Origin of the sequence: Pseudoalteromonas sp. S8-8 (genome assembly GCF_000497875.1) — a bacterium.
Lineage (GTDB): Bacteria > Pseudomonadota > Gammaproteobacteria > Enterobacterales > Alteromonadaceae > Pseudoalteromonas > Pseudoalteromonas arctica.
Window position 1 is genome coordinate 151,190 of the sequence record NZ_AUTR01000025.1, and the last position, 20,652, is coordinate 171,841.

Below are 20,652 nucleotides of genomic sequence, written 5' to 3' on the forward strand. Positions count from 1 at the left end.
ATTTTCAGTGAAAACAAGGCGAATTTACGCGTCAATAGCTGGCCTATTGCAAGTAAATTCAACGCAGTTAGTGCTGAAAATAGCTGCTCGAGATAGATTTATTATCCAGAGCTCAGGTTATTTTGTGTGCAGTGCCACAGATACTTTGCTCACAGGTTGCTTACCAAGTGCTTTGGTTATCTCCCAGCCAGCGTCACTTAACCTTTGTAAATCAATTCCGTGTTCAATGCCAAGCCCTTGCAGTAAGTAAACTACATCTTCGGTGGCAACATTTCCTGACGCACCCTTAGCATAAGGACAGCCACCAAGGCCTGCAACTGCCGCGTCAACCGTTGCTATACCTAGGCTTAAGGCTGCGTAAATATTTGTAAGCGCTTGACCGTAAGTATCATGAAAATGCACGGCCAGCTTGGTTTTATCAATGTGCGTTAAAAGTAACTCGATTAATTGCGTTACTTTTTTAGCGGTGCCAACACCAATGGTATCGCCAAGACTTACTTCGTAACATCCTAAATCTAACAGCTTTTGCGATACACTAAGTACTGCTTGTGGGTCAATCTCACCCTCATAGGGGCAACCTAGCACACAGCTTACATAACCACGTACGCGAATATTATTCGCTTTAGCAAACGCCATTACTTCGCTAAAACGTTCAATACTTTCATCTATTGAGCAGTTTATGTTTTTTTGACAAAACGACTCACTCGCAGCGGTAAATATAGCAAACTCTTTAATGCCAACAGCATGCGCTGCTTGTGCACCTTTTAAGTTAGGTGTAAGGGCACTTAAATTTACGTCAGGTAAATCTAGCGCTGATATTACATCAGCTGAGTCTGCCATTTGTGGCACCCATTTAGGGGAGACAAACGCGCCAGCTTCAATATTTTTTAAACCTGCAGCGCTTAGAGCGTTAATAAGCGCTACTTTATCGGCTGTGCTTACTGTTTTTTCGTTTTGTAGGCCGTCTCGCGCGCCAACTTCAACAATACGTACTTTACTTGCAAAGGCACTCATTATGCACCTTCCTCTGTTGTATCTTCTACTATAGCAAGCAGAGCACCATGCGTTACTAATTCGCCTTCACCAAAACAATAGCTTTTTAAAATGCCGTCGTGTGGTGCGTTAAGCGTGTATTCCATTTTCATGGCTTCGATAATAACAACCGCATCGCCTTTGGTGATTGTGCTACCAATTTCGATTAAGTGCTTAACTACCGTGCCATTAAGTGGCGCGGCAAGTGGCAGAGCTTCGCTTTCGTGCGAACTAATATAATGTTTATCAACTAGTTCAAGCTTAGTTTGCAGTGCTTTATTCATAACAGTGACAATATTGCCAACAGTACTATTGCTCACGGTACTATTGCCAACAGTATTTACATGCGCGGTATGTTTTTCGCCGTTAATAAATACACTGCAAAGATTGTTATTTAATGTGCCTTGTAGGTTAAATACGTGCTCGTTATGCGTAATACTATAGCCCGCTGACGTTTTTATAGCGCTTAGCTGTAAATCAGCAAAAGGAACTTTAATTGCTTGCGGAGCATTGAGTGTAAAACCGCTTAGTTGTTGCCACGGGCTTGCACTGTTTGGCGCATTTTGGGTGTTAGTTAACGATTCTAAATATGCAAAAGCACCAATAAGTTGGCTTGCTTGTAATAACGATTTATCAACCGCAACTAACGAGTCGCCTTGCTCTGCAATAAAGTGTGTACTTGGCGCACCTTGTTTAAAGGTAGGGTGGCTTGCTAAGTTATGTAAAAAGCCAATGTTAGTGCTAAAACCTGCTAAATGAAATTGCTCAAGAGCGTGTTGTAAACGGCTCAGTGCTTGTTCGCGATTGTCGTCGTGCACAATAAGTTTTGCAATCATCGGATCGTAAAACGGGCTAATTTCGTCGCCTTGTGCAATGCCTGTATCAATGCGTACAAATTCGCTGTTAAGCGGTGTATGTAACGCTTCAATAGTACCCGAACACGGGATAAAGTCGTTAGCTGGATCTTCTGCGTATATACGCGCTTCAAAGCTATGACCCTGCAATTGAATATCACTTTGTGTCAGTGGCAGTGTTTGCCCACCCGCAATATTAATTTGCCAATTGACTAAATCTACACCGGTTACCATTTCGGTTACTGGGTGTTCTACTTGAAGGCGCGTATTCATTTCCATAAAGAAAAATTCATCGCCACACAGTAAAAACTCAACCGTACCTGCGCCTCTATAATTTATAGCCAGTGCACAACGTACAGCCGCTTCGCCCATTTCTTTACGTAGTTCGTCAGATAAACCGGGAGCAGGGGCTTCTTCAATTACTTTTTGATGACGACGTTGCAAAGAACAATCACGATCGCCTAAATAAACACAGTTACCGTAGTTATCTGCAAATACTTGCACTTCAACATGGCGAGGTTGGTTTACGTAGCGCTCAAGCAATACTAAATCGTTACCAAAACCGGCAATAGCTTCACGTTGCGCACCTTGTAGTGCGCTCATAAAGTCTTTTGCTTTTTCAACCACACGCATGCCCTTACCGCCGCCGCCAAAGGCGGCTTTAATTAGTACAGGGTAGCCAATTTTTTCAGCTTCACTTTGTAAAAAAGCAGGGTCTTGTTTATCGCCGTAATAACCAGGTACTAATGGCACATTAGCAGCTGCCATTATTTCTTTAGCGCGGGTTTTAGACCCCATTGCTTCAATGCTACTTGCTGGTGGCCCTACAAAAGCAATGTTGTTAGCTTCGCAGGCTTTAGCAAATTCGCTGTTTTCAGATAAAAAACCATACCCCGGGTGAATACAATCAGCGCCGCAGTCTTTGGCAACTTGCAAAATTTTGTCTGCTACTAAATACGAATCTTTACTTGGCGCAGCACCAATATGGTAAGCCTCGTCGGCCATTTTTACGTGCCGGGCATGTTTGTCTGCATCAGAATAAACCGCGACCGTGGTTAAGCCCATTTGTTTTGCGCTGCGCATTACTCGGCACGCAATTTCTCCACGATTGGCAATCAGTATTTTTTGTAATCGTTGTGTGTTCATAATCAATCCTACAGTTGCCAAGCGGGTGGGCGTTTATCAAAAAAAGCAGTTAGCCCTTCTTGGCCTTCCTCAGATACGCGAATTTTTGCAATACGCTCTGCGGTAAGCTCAATGAGTTCATCGGTTATTGGTTTATTTGCTACATCGTTAATTAATGCTTTTGCGGCTTTTACTGCAACAGGTCCGTTATCAATCAGTGTTTGCAGCATATTATCGAGCGCACAGTCTAAATTACCGGTTACTTGATGAATTAAACCAAGTTGCTTAGCAGTATGTGCATCAAACACTTCAGCCGTTAAAAAGTACCTGCGAGCAGCGCGTTCACCAATCGCTTTAATGACATACGGGCTAATAACAGCCGGAATAAGGCCAAGCTTTACTTCGCTTAAACAAAATTGCGCATCGTCTTTACTAAGGGCTATGTCGCAACAGGCAATTAAGCCCAGTGCACCACCAAAAGCAGCACCTTGCACAGCGCAAATTGTAGGGTGGGGCGAGTTTGCCAGCACCTGCATTAATTTAGCCAATTGCATCGAATCAGCCAAGTTATCTGCGTAGCTGTTATCAGCCATCGACTTCATCCAGGCTAAATCGGCACCGGCTGAAAAATGCTTACCTTCTGTTTTTAAAACCAAAGCGCGAATATCAAGCGTATTTGCATGTTCAATACACTGAATCAGCTCATGTATTACTTCGCTGTTAAATGCGTTTCTTTTTTCTGGGCGGCTTAATACAAGTACAGCCACATTAGATTTTGTTATTTGTAGTGTTACTGACATTTTGCGCTCCGGTTACATTCTAAATACGCCAAATTTCGAATCACGTTTTGGTGCGTTGTTCGCAGCCGTTAACGCAAGCCCTAATACATTACGCGTATCGGCAGGGTCTATAATACCGTCATCCCACAAGCGTGCGCTGGCGTAATACGGATGACCTTGCTCTTCGTACTGGTCAATAATTGGCTTTTTAAAGTCACTGATTTCTTGCTCGCTCATGCTTTGACCTTTGCGTGCTAAACCATCTTGTTTAACTTGGGCCATTACACCCGCTGCTTGCTCGCCGCCCATTACCGAAATACGGGCATTAGGCCACATCCACATCATGGTTGGTTCAAATGCACGGCCACACATTCCGTAGTTACCTGCGCCGTAAGAGCCGCCAATAAGTACTGTAAATTTAGGCACATCAGCACACGAAACCGCCATCACCATTTTAGCGCCGTGCTTTGCAATGCCTTCGGCTTCGTATTTTTTACCCACCATAAAGCCGGTAATATTTTGTAAAAAAACTAAAGGAATATTACGCTGAGCACACAGCTGAATAAAGTGCGCGCCTTTTTGCGCCGACTCACTAAATAAAATACCGTTATTAGCCACTATGCCAACAGGATTGCCATAAATACTGGCAAAACCGGTGACCAGCGTTTCACCAAAATAGCGTTTAAATTCATCAAATGATGAGTCATCTACAGTGCGCGCTATTACTTCGCGTACATCAAACGGCTTTTTAAGGTCGGTGCCTACAATGCCGTAAAGCTCGTTAATATCATAACGAGGTGGTTTTACATCCTCTAGAAGAGGGGCGGTCGGACGTGTGAAGTTAATACGTTCTATACATTGGCGCGCAATAGAAAGCGCATGAGCATCGTTTTCAGCGTAGTGATCGGCAACACCCGACACTTTACAGTGCACATCGGCACCGCCTAGTTCTTCGGCTGTTACTTCTTCGCCTGTTGCTGCTTTTACAAGCGGCGGACCTGCTAAAAATATAGTGCCTTGATCTTTTACAATAATGCTTTCATCGGCCATAGCAGGTACGTACGCACCACCTGCGGTACATAACCCCATTACCACGGCAATTTGTGGAATTCCTTTACCCGACATACGGGCTTGATTGTAAAAAATACGACCAAAATGCAACTTGTCCGGAAATACATCGTCTTGCTCAGGCAGGTTTGCACCGCCCGAATCTACAAGATAAATACACGGTAAGTGGCAGCGCTCTGCGATGTCTTGTGCGCGTAAATGCTTTTTAACGGTAAGCGGAAAATACGTACCGCCTTTAACCGTGGCATCGTTTGCAATAATCATGCATTCAATGCCTTTAACACGGCCTATACCGGCTACAACACCGGCGCACGGTATTGCTTGTTCGTACACACCAAAGGCAGCAAATTGCGATATTTCTAAAAACGGTGAGCCTTCGTCAATTAACGTACTTATACGGTCGCGTACAAATAATTTACCACGGCCTTCGTGGCGCTCCTTTAATGCAGCGCCTCCGCCTTGGCTAATTGTTGCTACTTTACTGCGTAAATCATCCACCAGCGCCGACATGTTTTTATGGTTTTGAACAAACGTTGGATCGTGAGGATTAACGCTCGATTTTAAAATCGTCATGGTTTAATCCTTAACGGCTTTCAGTGAAAAGTTCGCGGCCAATAAGCATGCGGCGTATTTCTGATGTACCTGCACCAATTTCGTATAATTTAGCATCACGAAGCAGGCGGCCTGTTGCGTATTCGTTTATGTAGCCATTTCCGCCTAAAATTTGAATCGCATCAAGCGCCATCTTAGTCGCAAGCTCTGCGGCATATAAAATGGCACCGGCAGCATCTTTACGGGTTGTTTCACCACGGTCACAAGAGCGAGCTACCGTATACACATATGAGCGCGCAGCATTCATTTGTGTATACATGTCGGCTACTTTGCCCTGAATTAACTGAAATTGACCAATAGGAGTGTCAAACTGTTTACGCTCATGAATGTACGGTACTACTATATCCATACACGCTTGCATTATGCCAAGCGGGCCTGCTGCAAGCACTACGCGTTCGTAATCAAGGCCACTCATAAGTACTTTAACGCCTTCGTTTAAGTTACCTAAAATGTTTTCCTCGGGTACTTCACAGTTTTCAAATACTAGCTCACAGGTGTTTGAGCCACGCATGCCCAGTTTGTCGAGCTTTTGCGCCGTAGAAAAACCAGGAAAGTTGCTCTCAACAATAAACGCGGTAATACCTTTAGCGCCGGCGTTTAAATCTGTTTTAGCGTAAATTACTAGTGTGTGTGCATCGGGGCCATTGGTGATCCACATTTTGTTGCCATTTAAAATGTACTTATCGCCTTTTTTTTCGGCTTTAAGTTTCATCGATACAACGTCAGAGCCTGCATTAGGCTCGCTCATTGCAAGGGCACCAATGTGTTCGCCACTAATAAGCTTTGGTAAGTATTTTTCTTTTTGAGCTTGTGTACCGTTACGGTTAATTTGATTAACACACAGGTTTGAATGTGCTCCATAGCTTAAACCTATAGAGGCACTGGCACGGCTAATTTCTTCCATAGCAATAACATGTTCTAAGTAACCTAACCCAGCGCCGCCAAGTTCTTCAGATACGGTCATACCCAGTACGCCCATTTCGCCCATTTGAGCCCAAAGTTGATTTGGAAAAGCGTTATCTAAGTCAGTTTTTTCAGCAAGAGGGGCAATTTCCTGACTCGCAAAACTGTTTACGTGGTCGCGGATCATATCGGCGGTTTCGCCAAGGCCAAAGTTCATTTCTTTATATAGTGAAATAGTGCTCATGATTCATTCCTGTGTGTCGTCAGTGTGTTGTTATTCTTAAAATAGGCTACTCGTCTATTTTGTTCAGTGTGTCTCTGCAGCGGCGCTCGGCAGTCACCAACTCCATAAGAACAACTTTAATGTCGTCCATTTGTTGAGATAGGTCAGACTTTTTATCGGCTATTAAATCAAGCATGGTAACCAGCTGCTTAGCACTCGACTTATCAGCGTCGTACAGTTCAAACAAACGGCCTGTTTCAGCAAGCGTAAAGCCCAATCGTTTACCACGTAATATTAGTTTTAAACGCACTTTGTCGCGTTTTGAATAAATACGTGTTTGACCATTACGCTCTGGGGTTATTAACCCTTGATCTTCGTAAAAGCGAATAGAGCGGGTTGTAATGTCAAATTCTTTAGCGAGTTCGCTAATGCTAAATGTTTGTTCATTACTAGCCGGCATTTTGGCTGAGCTTGCAAAGTTTGTTTGATTATCTGGTTTCATAATTGTATTTACCTCATTCGAATAGCTCCAATATAAGTGAAGTTTACGTAAAGGTAAAGCTTGGTGTGTTTTGAAACTATTTATAAAGGAGTGTTGGCGCGAAGAGTTAACTTATTTTATTAATTTTCAGTAGGTTAATTTTATTTCCTCAGTGTGGCCTAACAGCTGGAAAATAATGCTTACACTTATAAAACTAAAAATTAAGCTGTTTTTAGTTGACGTTGGCGTAAACGTTAGTATTGTGTGTAGGTATTAAATAATAAATGAATACTAAATTAATAGAGCAAATATACTAACAATTATTTGCATTAAATTACAACGGAGTTAGTTATGACTTTAGAATCAGTGGTAATTGTAGCAGCAAAACGCACCCCAATGGGTGGTTTTATGGGAGCGTTAAGTGATGCGCAGTCTACCGAGCTTGGCGCTACCGCCATTGCCAGTGCACTTGCACAAACTGGTTTAGCTAATGATGCAATAGATGAAGTAATTATGGGCTGTGTATTACCAGCAGGGCTTGGGCAAGCGCCCGCACGCCAAGCAATGTTAAAAGCAGGCCTTGCACTTAGCACTGGCGCTACAACAATTAACAAAGTATGTGGCTCTGGTTTAAAAGCCGCCATGCTTGCAAACGATTTAATTAAAGCAGGCTCTATCCAATCTGCCATTGCCGGTGGCATGGAAAGCATGACAAACGCACCGTACTTTATTCCAAAAGCACGTGGCGGTATGCGAATGGGTCACGGCGAAATAAAAGATCACATGATGAGCGACGGCCTTGAAGATGCTTACGACAACAAAGCAATGGGTTGTTTTGCACAAGACACCGCCGACGAGTACGGCATTGGTCGTGAGCAAATGGATGCGTTTGCATTAGGCTCATTAAGTAAAGCAAAAGCAGCAATACAAAATGGCAGTTTTGATAACGAAGTTGCCCCGCATACGATGCAAACACGCAAAGGCGATGTAACAGTTTCGATTGACGAGCAACCAGGTAACGCCCGCCCAGAAAAAATTCCAAGCCTACGTGCAGCCTTTAAAAAAGACGGCACCATTACAGCCGCTAATTCATCGTCAATTTCAGACGGTGGCGCAGCGCTTATATTAATGAGCGAATCAAAAGCAAAAGAGCAGGGTTTAACACCGCTTTGTAAAATTGTAGCGCACAGTACTCACTCTCAAAAACCAAGTGAATTTACAGTAGCGCCAGTAGGTGCAATAAGCAGCGTGCTTGAAAAAGCAGGCTGGGCTGTAAACGACGTTGACCTTTGGGAAATTAACGAAGCATTTGCCATGGTAACCATGCTGGCTATTAACGAGTTAAAACTTGATGAAAGCAAAGTAAACGTTAACGGCGGTGCATGTGCACTTGGCCACCCAATTGGTGCAAGCGGCGCGCGTATTTTAGTAACGCTTATTCATGCCCTTAAAAACCGAGGCCTTAAAAAAGGCATTGCGTCTTTATGTATTGGTGGCGGTGAAGCGGTTGCTATGGCCGTAGAAGCGTATTAACTAGGTATTAAGCAGTTATAAGAAAGTTATACGAATAACTATAAAAGCGCTGCACTAATAATACTAACAAAGCGGCGCTACCAATTTTAAAAGAGAACACACAACTCACACACTAGGATTTAATCATGCACCAAGTACCACTACTTATTAATGGCGAATTTATTCAATCAGCATCAAAAGAGCTTATCGATGTTATAAACCCAGCAACTCAAGAAGTACTTGCACAAGTGCCATGCACCACCGAGTCAGAAATGGACGCGGCAATTGCCTCAGCCTCTGAGACGTTTAAAACATGGAAAGACGTACCCATTACTGAACGTGCTCGTATTATGATGAAGTACGCTGCGCTATTAAAAGAACACCATGATGAGCTTGCTACCATTATTTGCCACGAATTGGGTAAAACGTTTGAAGATGCAAAAGGCGATGTTTGGCGCGGTATTGAAGTAGTAGAACAAGCCGCTAACGCACCATCATTAATGATGGGTGAAACAATGGAAAACGTAGCGCGTAAAATCGATACGTATTCTTACATGCAGCCACTTGGCGTGTGTGCAGGTGTTACCCCGTTTAACTTCCCTGCAATGATCCCACTTTGGATGTTCCCGCTGGCTATTGTGTGTGGTAACACCTTTATTTTAAAACCGTCTGAGCAAGATCCACTTACACCAATGCGTTTAGCAGAGCTATTTATTGAAGCCGGCGCACCAAAAGGCGTATTACAAGTTGTTCACGGTACAAAACCACAAGTAGACCGGTTACTAGAAGATAAAGCAGTGCGTGCAATTTCGTTTGTTGGCTCGTGTGGTGTAGGTGCTTATATTTATTCTAAAGGCACACAAAATCTTAAACGCGTGCAAGCGTGTGTTGGCGCTAAAAACCACATGGTTATTATGCCAGATGCAAGTAAATCGCACGTTGTAAACAACCTAGTAGGCGCATCGGTAGGTGCTGCTGGTCAGCGTTGTATGGGTATTTCGGTTGCTGTATTTGTAGGTCAAGCAAGTCAGTGGGTAGATGACATTAAAGCAGGCTTTGAAAATGTACGCCCAGGCGTGTGGGATGATGCTAATGCGGCATACGGTCCACAAACATCAAAAGCAGCAAAAGCACGTATTTTATCACTCATTGCCGATGGTAAAGAGCAAGGCGCTACCTGTTTAATTGATGGCTCTGACTTTACGGTTGAAGGTTATGAGCAAGGTAACTGGGTTGGCCCAACGTTATTTACTGATGTAACCAAAGAGATGGATTTATACAAAGAAGAAATATTTGGTCCTGTGCTTGCCTGTATGTTTGTAGACACGCTTGATGAAGCAATCGCACTTATTAACGACAGCCCTTACGGTAACGGTACCTCGTTATTTACCTCAAGCGGCGCAGTGGCTCGTAAATTCCAACACGAAATTGAAGTAGGCCAAGTAGGTATTAATGTGCCAATTCCGGTGCCACTTCCATTCTTTTCGTTCACTGGTTGGAAAGGCTCGTTTTACGGCGATACACACACGTACGGTAAACAAGGTATTCGTTTTTACACAGAAACTAAAACGATTACCTCACGTTGGTTTGAAGACGACATTGCGTCGGGTCCAAACATGAGCATTAACTTAAAATAATCGTAATTAAAAAATGAGTAAATAAAAGAATAATTAATAATAAAGATGGGCGCGAAGGCTACTTCACACACAACACACACATAAGCCTTCGCCGCTCGTCACGAACTACTCCCGTGACGGGAAACACTAACAACAAAACTAACACAATTAAAGAGGTCTACCATGGACTTTAACTTATCTGAAGATCAACAAGCCTTTGCTCAAACAGCACGCCAATTTGCCGAGTCAGAACTTGCCCCCTATGCAGCAAAGTGGGATCGCGAACATATTTTCCCCAAAGACACGATTAAAGCAGCGGGCGAGCTTGGTTTTTGTGGTTTATACACGCCAGAGGAAGCAGGCGGCCTTGGTTTATCTCGTTTAGATTCGAGCATTATTTTTGAGCAGCTTGCTATGGGCTGTACCGCAACAACGGCCATGTTAACCATTCATAATATGGCTACCTGGATGGTAGCAAGCTTTGGCACCGATGCAGTTAAAGACAAATACGTAGAGCAATTAGTAATGGGTGAGTTACTTGCCTCTTACTGTTTAACAGAGCCAGGCTCGGGCTCAGACGCCGCATCACTTAAAACAAAAGCCGTGCTTGAGGGCGATGAGTACGTTATTAACGGCTCAAAAATGTTTATATCGGGCGCGGGCGAAACCGAAGTATTAGTGGTAATGGCACGTACAGGCTGCGAAGGCGCTGCGGGTATTTCGGCATTTGTAGTCCCTGCCGACGCAAAAGGCGTGGAATATGGCAAAGCTGAGGAAAAAATGGGTTGGAACGCACAACCAACACGCCTAATTAGCTTTGAAGATGTACGCATTCCTGCGCATAACTTATTAGGCGCAGAGGGCGAAGGCTTTAAATTTGCGATGCAAGGCCTTGATGGCGGCCGAATTAACATTGCCACATGTTCAATTGGTACAGCGCAAGCGGCGCTTAATACCGCCCGTGAATATTTAAAAGAACGTACACAATTTGGTAAACCATTGGCTGCGTTTCAAGCATTGCAATTTAAAATTGCCGATATGAACACCGAGCTTGTAGCCGCGCGCCAAATGGTAAGGCTTGCTGCATTTAAACTTGATAATAACGACGTTGAAAAAACCACTTACTGCGCCATGGCTAAACGCTTTGCTACCGATGTTGGCTTTACCGTGTGTAACGACGCACTGCAAATTCATGGTGGTTACGGTTACATAAAAGAATACCCGCTTGAGCGCCATGTACGTGATGTACGCGTTCATCAAATTTTAGAGGGCACTAACGAAATTATGCGTGTAATTATTGCGCGCCGTATTTTGGCTGAGTCTGCAAGCGACGTTTTATAAGGAGCAATGTATGTCAGAATCTAAATCTAATCCGAGTATTGAACTTACAACCGAAGGTCATGTTGCTATTTTAACGATGTCTAACCCGCCAGCAAATACCTGGACAAAAGACACCCTAGTTGATTTAAAAAATACCGTTAATGAGCTTAATAATAATAAAAATATTTATGCATTAGTACTGACTGGTGAAGGCGAGAAGTTTTTTAGCGCGGGTGCCGACCTAAACGTATTTGCTGGTGGCGATAAAGGCGTAGCCGCTGATATGTCGCGTGTATTTGGTGAAGCATTTGAAGCATTGACTAACTTTAGAGGCGTGTCGGTTGCTGCCATAAACGGCTATGCAATGGGCGGCGGGCTAGAGGTGGCGCTTGCGTGCGATATACGTATAGCGGAAGAGCAAGCACAAATGGCATTGCCTGAAGCTAAAGTAGGGTTATTACCCTGTGCTGGTGGTACACAAAATTTAGCATGGCTAGTTGGCGAAGGCTGGGCAAAACGCATGATTTTATGCGGCGAGCGCTTAAAAGCTGATAAAGCTCTGCAAATTGGCTTAGTAGAAGAAGTAGTACCACAGGGTGAAAGCTTTGCGGCCGCATTAAAGCTGGCCAACCAAGTGGCCGATCAAAGCCCTACCTCAGTTGCTGCGTGTAAAACATTGATTCAAAAAGGGCGCCATCAACCAATGGCAAGTGTATTGCCTCTTGAGCGCGAGTTATTTGTTGGTTTATTTGATACCGAAGATCAACAAGAAGGCGTAAATGCCTTTTTAGAAAAACGCCGCGCTAACTGGGTAAACGGCTAATGAGTACTTTAATATTATTAAATAGCGCCGATGAGCCCGTGGTATTTGAAACCGCAACCGCAGAAAATGGCAGTTTAATTGGGCTTATTACACTCAACGCGCCAAAAGCCTTAAATGCACTTAATTTTGAGATGATCAAGTTACTTGAACCGCAATTGCGAGCTTGGCAAGACGATGATGCTATTGCAATGGTGTTGTTAAAAGGCGCAGGCGATAAAGCATTTTGCGCCGGTGGCGATGTTGTAAGCCTTCATCATGCAATGGCGCAAGGTAAACCAACAAGTTTAGTTGAAGAGTTTTTTACGCTTGAGTACAAGCTTGATTACCTTATTCATACCTTTGATAAACCAATCCTTGTTTGGGGTAACGGCATAGTAATGGGCGGCGGTTTAGGGCTAATGGCCGGTGCTAGTCATCGCGTCGTAACCGAAACATCACGCATTGCCATGCCAGAGCAAACCATAGGTTTATACCCTGATGTAGGCGGCAGTTACTTTTTACATAAAATGCCACAAAGTGTGGGGCTATTTTTAGGGCTAACGTCGGCATCAATTAACTGCGACGACGCGCGTTTTGTATCGCTTGCCGATCACTTCATCGACAGCACTAAATATGATGCCATGCTTGAGCAAATTTTAACTGTAAAGTGGGGCAAAACCGCAAGCTTAAATCATGAGCGTTTAACTAAGTTGTTATCCGATTTAGACAACCAATCTGCGCGTATGCCAAAAGGCAATGTAAAAGCTAATCTCAAAACGATTCAAAAGCTGGGTGAATTTACAACCTTGCAGGAGCAAGTTGATTATATTTTAGGGCTAACCACTGATGATAAGTGGCTACAACGGGCTCAAAAATCACTTAAACACGGATGCCCACTAAGTTGTGCACTTGTTAGTGAGCAATTAAAAACAAGCAAAGGCAAAAACTTATTAGCGTGTTTTAAAATGGAGCTGGGTATGTCGGTTCGCGCTGGCGAAGTAGGCGAGTTTCAAGAAGGTGTAAGGGCGCTATTAATAGATAAAGACGGCGCACCTAATTGGCAATACAAAACATTATGTGATGTACCACAAACAATAATAGACAGCTTTTTTGTTAACCGCTTTGGCGAAAACCATCCACTCGATGGCTTAGACACACCAACACACAAATAAAGGAAAGACGATGACTAAACTCAATATCGGTTTTATCGGCTTAGGCAATATGGGCGGCCCAATGGCGGCTAACTTAATCAAAGCTGGACATACTGTGAGTGTGTTCGATTTAAACCAGTCGGTCGTAAATGAACTTGCAAGCAAAGGCGCAAAAGCCGCAGTTGATGCAAAGCAGTGCGCAACCAATGCTGACGTACTTATTAGCATGTTACCTGCGGGCAAACATGTTAAATCCCTGTATTTGGGTAATAACGACGACAGCGGTTTAATTAACGTGCTGAGCAAAAATACATTAGTAATTGATTGCTCAACAATAGATGCAGAATCAGCACGCATTGTAGGCAGCGCACTTGGTAAACAAGGCATAAGCTTTGTAGATGCACCGGTATCGGGCGGCGTTGCAGGCGCAACCGCAGGCACACTTACTTTTATTGTAGGCGGCGAAAAAGCAGCGTTTAATAAAGCACATACAGTGCTGAGTGATATGGGTAAAAACATATTTCATGCAGGCGATATTGGCGCAGGGCAGGTAGCAAAAATATGTAATAACATGCTACTCAGTATTTTAATGGCAGGCACCAGTGAAGCACTGCAAATGGGCATAAATAATGGCCTCGATCCTAAAGTACTTAGCGACATTATGACCGCAAGTTCGGGCCGTAACTGGACGCTTGAACTTTACAACCCTTGCCCAGGTGTAATGGATACAGCCCCTGCAAGTAACAATTACAAACCTGGCTTTATGGTTGATTTAATGGCTAAAGATTTAGGACTTGCCATGGAAGCCGCGCAGCAAAGTAATTCATCAACCCCTATGGGTTCAATGGCTAAAAATTTATACACTATGCTACAACACCAAGGTGCTGGTAGTGATGACTTTAGTGCCATTTTTAAACTGTTTTCTAAGTAGGAGCAACGCGTGGAAATTAAAAATAACACGGTAGTAATAACTGGGGGCGCACAAGGTTTAGGCTTTGCAATGGCGCAAAAGTTTGCACTTATGGGTGCAAACATTGCTTTAATAGATATGGCACAAGACTTATTAAACAACGCATGCGAGCAACTTATGCAATTAATGCAGCTTGAGGGTGTAACTAGCAATATAAAAGGTTATGCCGCAAACGTAACAAATGAGAGCGAAGTAGAAAACGTATTTAATACCATTAACAGCGATTTTGGTTACATTGGGGTGCTTATAAACAACGCCGGTATTTTACGCGACGGCATGTTTATAAAGGCTAAAGACGGTAAAGTGGTAAAAAAAATGTCTCTTGAGCAATTTCAATCCGTGATTGATGTAAACCTGACCGGTGTGTTTTTAGCAGGGCGGGAAGCTGCAAGCCACATGATTGAATCAGGCAAAGGCGGCGTTATTGTTAATATGTCGAGCGTAGCGCGCGCAGGTAACATAGGTCAAACAAATTACGCGGCATCAAAAGCAGGCGTAGTGGCACTTACCACCACATGGGCTAAAGAACTTGGTCGATTTGGTATACGCGTAGGCGCTATTGCACCAGGTGTAATAAGTACCGCCATGACCGACGCCATGAAGCCCGAAGCCAAACAACGTATGCTTGCAGTAACGCCAGTAGGGCGCTTAGGCGAAAGCGACGAAATTGCCCATACTGCACAATACATTATCGAAAACGACTTTTTTACCGGCCGCGTGGTAGAAATAGACGGCGGCATTCGTTTGTAAAACAAGCGGGATTAAGGTTGATTAAAAGCATAGCTCTATGGGTTATGCTTTTTTGTTTTAAATCGGGGAGATTTATAATCTTGAAAAGGACTGATAACGGCGTTGGCATTTTGTTGTGAAATTAGTTGCTCATTTGCTCTTAATAAAACCTAATGAGAGTGGCTTTTTAATCACTTCTTTAAATAAAAAGCTCAACGCATTTAAGGCTTGTGTTTGAGTGTTAGGAGCAACATTTTGTTGGTTGACTAAACGAGTTTAAAAAAGCTAAAAAAAGTTCGACCTCATTATCTCCCATCGTTGTTGGGTGCCTCATAGAATTAAATCAAATAAACGAAGCTATCCAGTATAAATACGCTTTAATAGTACTTTTAGAATAACGCTTTAGATACATTTGTTCGGATATCATAGTTAAAAAAGGTGATTTCATGATATGAATCTCTAGTAAAAGTTTAACTGTATATATAGACAGTACTTGTTGTTTTGTCCAATATTACTGATCTCCACCATTTATTACTGCTCTCCACCATTTCGGTGCATTTGTGCATTGATTAAAAATAATTTCCAGTTAACTAATTGTTTACAGGTGTTTATTTGATGGTTAAGATAAATGCACTGTAATATATGGACATTTGTCGGTTTATAAAACGACAAATGTCGTAGACAAAATTGTTAGCAATACAATCAAATTTCGGAGAAGGATTTTAGAATGAAAATATTTGTAAGTTGGTCAGGTAAAAGAAGTAAAGCTGTTGCAGAATTAATGAGTGACTGGCTTAAGTGTGTGATTCAAGCCTCTCAACCTTGGATTTCGACAAGAGATATAGACCGTGGTGCAATTTGGTTCTCTGAAATCAATGATAAATTAAAAGATGTATCCGTTGGTGTTGTTTGTTTGACTCAAGAGAACAAAAATAAACCATGGATTTTATTCGAGACAGGTGCGTTAGCCAAAGGTCTTACAACTAATAGAGTCTGTACATTTTTAATTGATTTAAATCCTGAGGATTTACAAGATCCATTAGGGCAATTCAATCACACGACACCGGATAGAAGTAGCGTATGGGCTTTAGCTAGAACAATAAATGATTGTTTAGATTCTAATGCCTTAGATGAGCGCATATTAGAACAAGTTTTTGATACATATTGGCCACAATTCAAAGAAAAATTTGATTTGGCAGTAGCTAATAACCAACCTGAAGAAATTGTACCCCCTCGATCAGAGCAAGATATTTTGGGTGAGATTTTAAATCACACTCGAGGCTTATCTAATAGGGTTAGGAGCCTTGAATCAGAGTTAAGTTATAAATCCAAGAATAGCTATGATTTTGATAAAAAAATAGTTGTAAAAATCATTGATATGATTGAATCAGGTAAGTATTCACCTGATCAAATAGCGAATGCTTTAGTTGATTATGATATACCAAAAGATTATGCACATAACTTAGTCAATAAAACGCTTAAGGATTACAAGATGTCCGATAAGTTAAAGTATGGTTTCAAATCCATATCAGCTGCTGCGGGTTAAAGTAGTGCTAATCGGGTAGCCGGAGGTCTCTAACCTCCAGCCCCCACACCACCCATCATGCGGGTCCGCAATGGGCGGTTCATCTCCCGTAATGAATATTGATCCAAATATCTCTCAATGACACTAAACCTTGTGACGCTAAATAGTCATTACCTAATGCAATGTTAATTCCTTTTGTTTTCGAGCTTCGACAAGGGCCTTTGCTGGTGATACCACAGGCTATGGCGAGTCGTTCGCTAACACCCAGCTTTATTAAACTGCGTACTTTCGTGCGTGGTTTACGCCATTGCCGCCAGTAGCACATTCTTATCCTACGGCGTATCCAATGATCTAAATCCACCGTTAACTGATAAGCGTTGGCTATTAGGTAATAGTGTCCCCAGCCACGTAAATACTGCGTGAGTTTATGAATCTGTAGGGTCATTGAGATCCCCCAGTTGCGGTTAGTGAGTTCTCTTACATTTGCTTTAAATTTCTTTAGCGCCTGTTCGTGGATCTGCACTTTAGCGTAGCGGAAGGTAAACCCAAGAAATTTCGAGCCTGATACTGGACCGACTCGACTTTTCGATTCATTCACTTTAAGTTTTAATCGCTGAGTGATAAACGCAGTAATGTCCCGTTGGATTATGAGCCCTTCGCTTTTCGTTTTTACTAAAATGATTATGTCATCAGCATAACGTGCAAACTTAAGCTGTTTGTAGGTTAACTTCTTATCTAATTCATCGAGTAAAATGTTGGAAAGTAAAGGGGATAATGGCCCACCTTGAGGGACTCCTTTGGTTGACTCAAACCACAGACCTGTTTCGCGCTCTGCTACCCCTGCTCGCAGATATTTACCGAGTAGGCGCATGAGTGCTTTGTCTTTGATTTTACGAGCAACACGATTCATCAGCATGTCATGGTTTACTTCATCAAAGAATTTAGACAAGTCAATATCGACCGCTGTTTTGCAACCTTGTTTAACACAGTATTGAACATGGCTCACTGCTTGACTGGCTCTTTTATGAGGGCGATAACCATAACTATGTAGTGAAAATTGAGGCTCAAAGTAAGGGCTAATCACTTGAGCAATGGCTTGTTGGATCACTCTGTCGATAACAGAGGGGATCCCAAGCATTCGCTCACCGCCATCGGGTTTGGGTATCATCACACGTTTCACTGGCAATGGTTGATAAGTGCCGTTAAGTAATTGGTGTTTAATGCCTAACCAATGTAGCTTAGCGAAGTCATTAAATTCCTCAATACTCATATTATCGACACCCGCAGCCCCTTTATTTCGCTTAACATGTTGCCATGCTGTGCCAATATTGTGGTTGCTCAGTACACTTGCCATCAGGTCATGATTTGTTTGGTTGTATTCATTCGAGGTATTATTCACAGCAGAACGCTGTTCATCACTATCACAACACGGTGATCTATGTGAATTCAAGTTCAATTGTAGTATCTCCTCTGGTTAAGATGTTCAGGCCTTCACCGTGTCCCCTCCATTACGATGGGCGTTTGGCTACTATGCCGTCTGCTGACTTCTGATAAATCACTCTAGCGATTACTCGATAAAGCGCGTCTAAACTAACGCTTGTTTACTGCTATTTCGCTCGCTATAGGTCGCAGTAACCAAAGCGCCAAGGGTTGAACAACCAGTCCCTACTGGTAACGCTACAAGCGTTAGCGCGTATGCGTGTTTATCAGATCTCCCCGGATAAGGAGCATCGACTTTCTCTGCACAACTGCATCATTTACGGTGGCCGTTAGATCACATGACTTCGCTATCTTGTGCTAGCTCGTCTCCAGCCTACGCCTCATATGATGTTTTTGTTCATCAGCTCACAGATTTGCTAGCGGCTTCCTCCAGACTATCTCTCGCGATTTAGCCCTTGCCATTCGCTAGTAGTTATCGTTTAATAACAGTATGTTATTTAAACGGTGATCTTCCTACAGAGGACTTTCACCTCATAAGTCAATGCCCATGTCGGGCGTACACAAGAAATTAAACAAGGACAAATAACAGTTGGCTTTTGCTCCTTCGTCGCTTATTTTAGCCAACCATTATTTGCCTGTTAATTAGGCGTTGAGGCTGTAGAATTACTCTTTTTAGGAACGTATCCAACTATTCTTGGTTGGTTGCTTTTTAACCTTGAATCCATCTGTTTGCTGTGATCTAATAGATATTATTCACCCACGGTAAACTGTTATGGCTAACTACAAGCCTGACTTATCCTGTCAAAATAAATTCATTCCTATCAATTTCGCTGAGCAAATTCTGCCTGGCACTTTTGAGTATGCCCTTTGTTATATTGTCGAAAATAAACTCGATTTATCGGGATTTGACGCGTGGTACAACAATGACAAAACGGGCGCGGCGGCGTATCCACCTTCGGTAATGCTAAAGATTATTTTACTGGGCTATGCACATGGTTTGATCAGTAGCCGTCGAATTGCTAAAGCGTGTGAGACGAACATTTTATTTATGAGTGTGTCGGGTGATATCCAGCCACATTACACATCTATAGCGGGTTTTGTGGCTAAAATGCATGAACAGATTGAGCCACTTTTCACGCAAGTGCTGATGATATGTGATGAGGAAGACTTGATAGGCCGCAATATGTTTGCCATTGATGGGTGTAAATTAAAGTCCAATGCGAGTAAAGAGTGGAGCGGCACATTCGATGAGTTAAGCCGCAAAAAAGCAAAACTAGAACGCGCAAGCAAACGTATTATTGAACGCCACCAATCACAAGATGGACTGGGCGAAGAGTTGATAACTCAGGACTTAAAACAAAAAGAAAAGCTGGATAGAAGTGCAGGTAAAATCACCGAGTTTTTAGCCACTCACGAAGAGAAAACAGGCAGTAAAGGCAAGCCTGTTAAAAGTAATATCACTGACCCAGATAGTGCGAAGATGACGACCTCAAAAGGGACAATTCAAGGCTACAACGGCATCGCGATAAACGATGATAAACATCAAATCATCCTGCAAGCACAAGCGTGGGGCTCAGTGGGCGAACAACAAACTTTACAGCCAGCCGTTGCACAATTAAAACAGCAGCTTGCTAAACTCAATACAGAAAAAATGGCAGATAAACACACCATCAAATTTACCGCAGACAGTGGGTTTAACAGCGAAGTAAATCTTGAGTTTATGGCGCAAAGTGGGTTCGATACCTACATTGCGGATAACCAATTTAGAAAACGAAATCCGCTATTTAAAGACAGCGAAACATACGAAACAGAGCAAGAAAAACGGCGACTAAAACGCAGCAAAGGCAAGCCTCGGTTATTTACCTCAGACGATTTTCATTATGATGAGACAACGCAAACATGCCGCTGCCCTGCAGGCAATGCCATGTGGCGAAGCGGGGTCAATGTAAACAGCCATAACCAGCAATACACGCGATTCTGTGGTTACTTAAAAGACTGTAAAACATGCCCGCTACAGCAGCAATGCATGCGAAAACCACCGATAGAAAGAGGACGACAAGTGCAGTTTATAAATAATGAATCGCGCAAAAAGCTGAGCTATGTCGATAAGATGAAAGTTAAAATAGACAGCCCAATCGGACGACGACAATACAGCAAACGGCTCGGCTGTATTGAACCGGTGTTCGGGAATATTACAGTGAACAAAGGCATGAATAAATTGACCTTACGGGGTCAAGCGAAAGTAAATGCGCAATGGCAATTGTATTGCCTTGTTCATAATATAGAAAAGCTGAAAAATACGATACATTAAAAAGGGGAAGCCCTTTTAACCTAAATTAAAGCCACTCAAACACCCGTAATCCCTTCCAAAACGCCAATTAAAACAATATCAAACACTTCTATATTCTGCATAAAAATATAGTAATCAATTGAACCAAAATAGGAACTCAGCTATGGTTTGTTTATCAATAAAAACAAATTTAAAAACGAGTTAATCTACAGGCTCGTTA

General features: G+C 42.7%; 16 protein-coding genes and 1 pseudogene. 9 read left to right on the plus strand and 8 right to left on the minus strand.

What is annotated here, in order from left to right:
- Positions 1-117: 117 nt before the first annotated feature.
- Genes L659_RS0107915 through L659_RS0107940 form a run of 6 tightly spaced genes read right to left on the minus strand, consistent with a single transcriptional unit; the run spans position 118 to position 7,098 of the window.
- Positions 118-1,014, minus strand: a complete 897-nt coding sequence (locus L659_RS0107915; RefSeq protein WP_024590167.1) for a hydroxymethylglutaryl-CoA lyase — start codon at positions 1,012-1,014, stop codon at positions 118-120.
- Positions 1,014-3,032 carry an acetyl/propionyl/methylcrotonyl-CoA carboxylase subunit alpha gene (locus L659_RS0107920; RefSeq protein ID WP_024590168.1) on the minus strand — a complete coding sequence of 673 codons (2,019 nt, stop codon included), beginning with the start codon at positions 3,030-3,032 and terminating at the stop codon, positions 1,014-1,016. Before L659_RS0107920 ends, L659_RS0107915 begins: the two co-directional genes overlap by 1 nt.
- 8 nt (positions 3,033-3,040) lie before the next feature.
- Positions 3,041-3,811: an enoyl-CoA hydratase/isomerase family protein gene (locus L659_RS0107925; RefSeq protein ID WP_024590169.1), complete on the minus strand. Its 771-nt coding sequence runs from the start codon at positions 3,809-3,811 to the stop codon at positions 3,041-3,043.
- 12 nt (positions 3,812-3,823) lie between these two features.
- Entirely contained in the window at positions 3,824-5,431 is a 1,608-nt protein-coding gene (locus tag L659_RS0107930) for a carboxyl transferase domain-containing protein (protein WP_024590170.1), read from the minus strand.
- Between the two features lie 10 nt (positions 5,432-5,441).
- Positions 5,442-6,617 (minus strand): isovaleryl-CoA dehydrogenase, encoded by a 1,176-nt coding sequence (locus tag L659_RS0107935; protein ID WP_024590171.1) that lies wholly within the window; start codon positions 6,615-6,617, stop codon positions 5,442-5,444.
- Between the two features lie 46 nt (positions 6,618-6,663).
- The gene (locus tag L659_RS0107940; RefSeq protein WP_007580242.1) at positions 6,664-7,098 is read right to left on the minus strand and encodes a MerR family transcriptional regulator; all 435 of its coding nucleotides are present in this window, start codon (positions 7,096-7,098) and stop codon (positions 6,664-6,666) included.
- A gap of 330 nt (positions 7,099-7,428) precedes the next feature.
- Between L659_RS0107940 and L659_RS0107945 the strand changes: the two genes are divergently transcribed.
- From L659_RS0107945 to L659_RS0107975, 7 genes are all read left to right on the plus strand, one after another.
- Positions 7,429-8,610 carry a thiolase family protein gene (locus L659_RS0107945; RefSeq protein WP_024590172.1) on the plus strand — a complete coding sequence of 394 codons (1,182 nt, stop codon included), beginning with the start codon at positions 7,429-7,431 and terminating at the stop codon, positions 8,608-8,610.
- 125 nt (positions 8,611-8,735) lie between these two features.
- The gene (locus L659_RS0107950; RefSeq protein WP_024590173.1) at positions 8,736-10,226 is read left to right on the plus strand and encodes a CoA-acylating methylmalonate-semialdehyde dehydrogenase; all 1,491 of its coding nucleotides are present in this window, start codon (positions 8,736-8,738) and stop codon (positions 10,224-10,226) included.
- Between the two features lie 162 nt (positions 10,227-10,388).
- Positions 10,389-11,546 (plus strand): acyl-CoA dehydrogenase family protein, encoded by a 1,158-nt coding sequence (locus L659_RS0107955; protein WP_024590174.1) that lies wholly within the window; start codon positions 10,389-10,391, stop codon positions 11,544-11,546.
- 10 nt (positions 11,547-11,556) lie between these two features.
- Positions 11,557-12,348 (plus strand): enoyl-CoA hydratase, encoded by a 792-nt coding sequence (locus L659_RS0107960; protein WP_024590175.1) that lies wholly within the window; start codon positions 11,557-11,559, stop codon positions 12,346-12,348.
- The gene (locus L659_RS0107965; RefSeq protein ID WP_024590176.1) at positions 12,348-13,499 is read left to right on the plus strand and encodes an enoyl-CoA hydratase/isomerase family protein; all 1,152 of its coding nucleotides are present in this window, start codon (positions 12,348-12,350) and stop codon (positions 13,497-13,499) included. The genes L659_RS0107960 and L659_RS0107965 overlap by 1 nt, the downstream gene beginning before the upstream one ends.
- Positions 13,500-13,509: 10 nt before the next feature.
- Positions 13,510-14,409 carry a 3-hydroxyisobutyrate dehydrogenase gene (mmsB, locus tag L659_RS0107970; RefSeq protein WP_024590177.1) on the plus strand — a complete coding sequence of 300 codons (900 nt, stop codon included), beginning with the start codon at positions 13,510-13,512 and terminating at the stop codon, positions 14,407-14,409.
- A gap of 9 nt (positions 14,410-14,418) precedes the next feature.
- Complete coding sequence (locus tag L659_RS0107975; protein ID WP_024590178.1) at positions 14,419-15,198, plus strand: SDR family oxidoreductase; 780 nt, start codon at positions 14,419-14,421, stop codon at positions 15,196-15,198.
- Between the two features lie 129 nt (positions 15,199-15,327).
- Here L659_RS0107975 and L659_RS1000000124095 read toward each other — a convergent pair.
- Positions 15,328-15,405 (minus strand): annotated as a pseudogene (locus L659_RS1000000124095) (hypothetical protein); the annotation flags it as partial.
- A 499-nt stretch (positions 15,406-15,904) separates the two neighbouring features.
- Here L659_RS1000000124095 and L659_RS0107980 point away from each other — a divergent pair.
- Positions 15,905-16,723, plus strand: a complete 819-nt coding sequence (locus L659_RS0107980) for a TIR domain-containing protein (protein WP_024590179.1) — start codon at positions 15,905-15,907, stop codon at positions 16,721-16,723.
- A gap of 79 nt (positions 16,724-16,802) precedes the next feature.
- On the opposite strand, the gene ltrA is transcribed toward L659_RS0107980, so the two are convergent.
- Positions 16,803-18,101 (minus strand): group II intron reverse transcriptase/maturase, encoded by a 1,299-nt coding sequence (gene ltrA, locus L659_RS0107985; protein WP_231388435.1) that lies wholly within the window; start codon positions 18,099-18,101, stop codon positions 16,803-16,805.
- Between the two features lie 813 nt (positions 18,102-18,914).
- Here ltrA and L659_RS0107990 point away from each other — a divergent pair.
- Positions 18,915-20,453, plus strand: a complete 1,539-nt coding sequence (locus L659_RS0107990; protein WP_024590181.1) for a transposase — start codon at positions 18,915-18,917, stop codon at positions 20,451-20,453.
- Positions 20,454-20,652 lie beyond the last annotated feature (199 nt).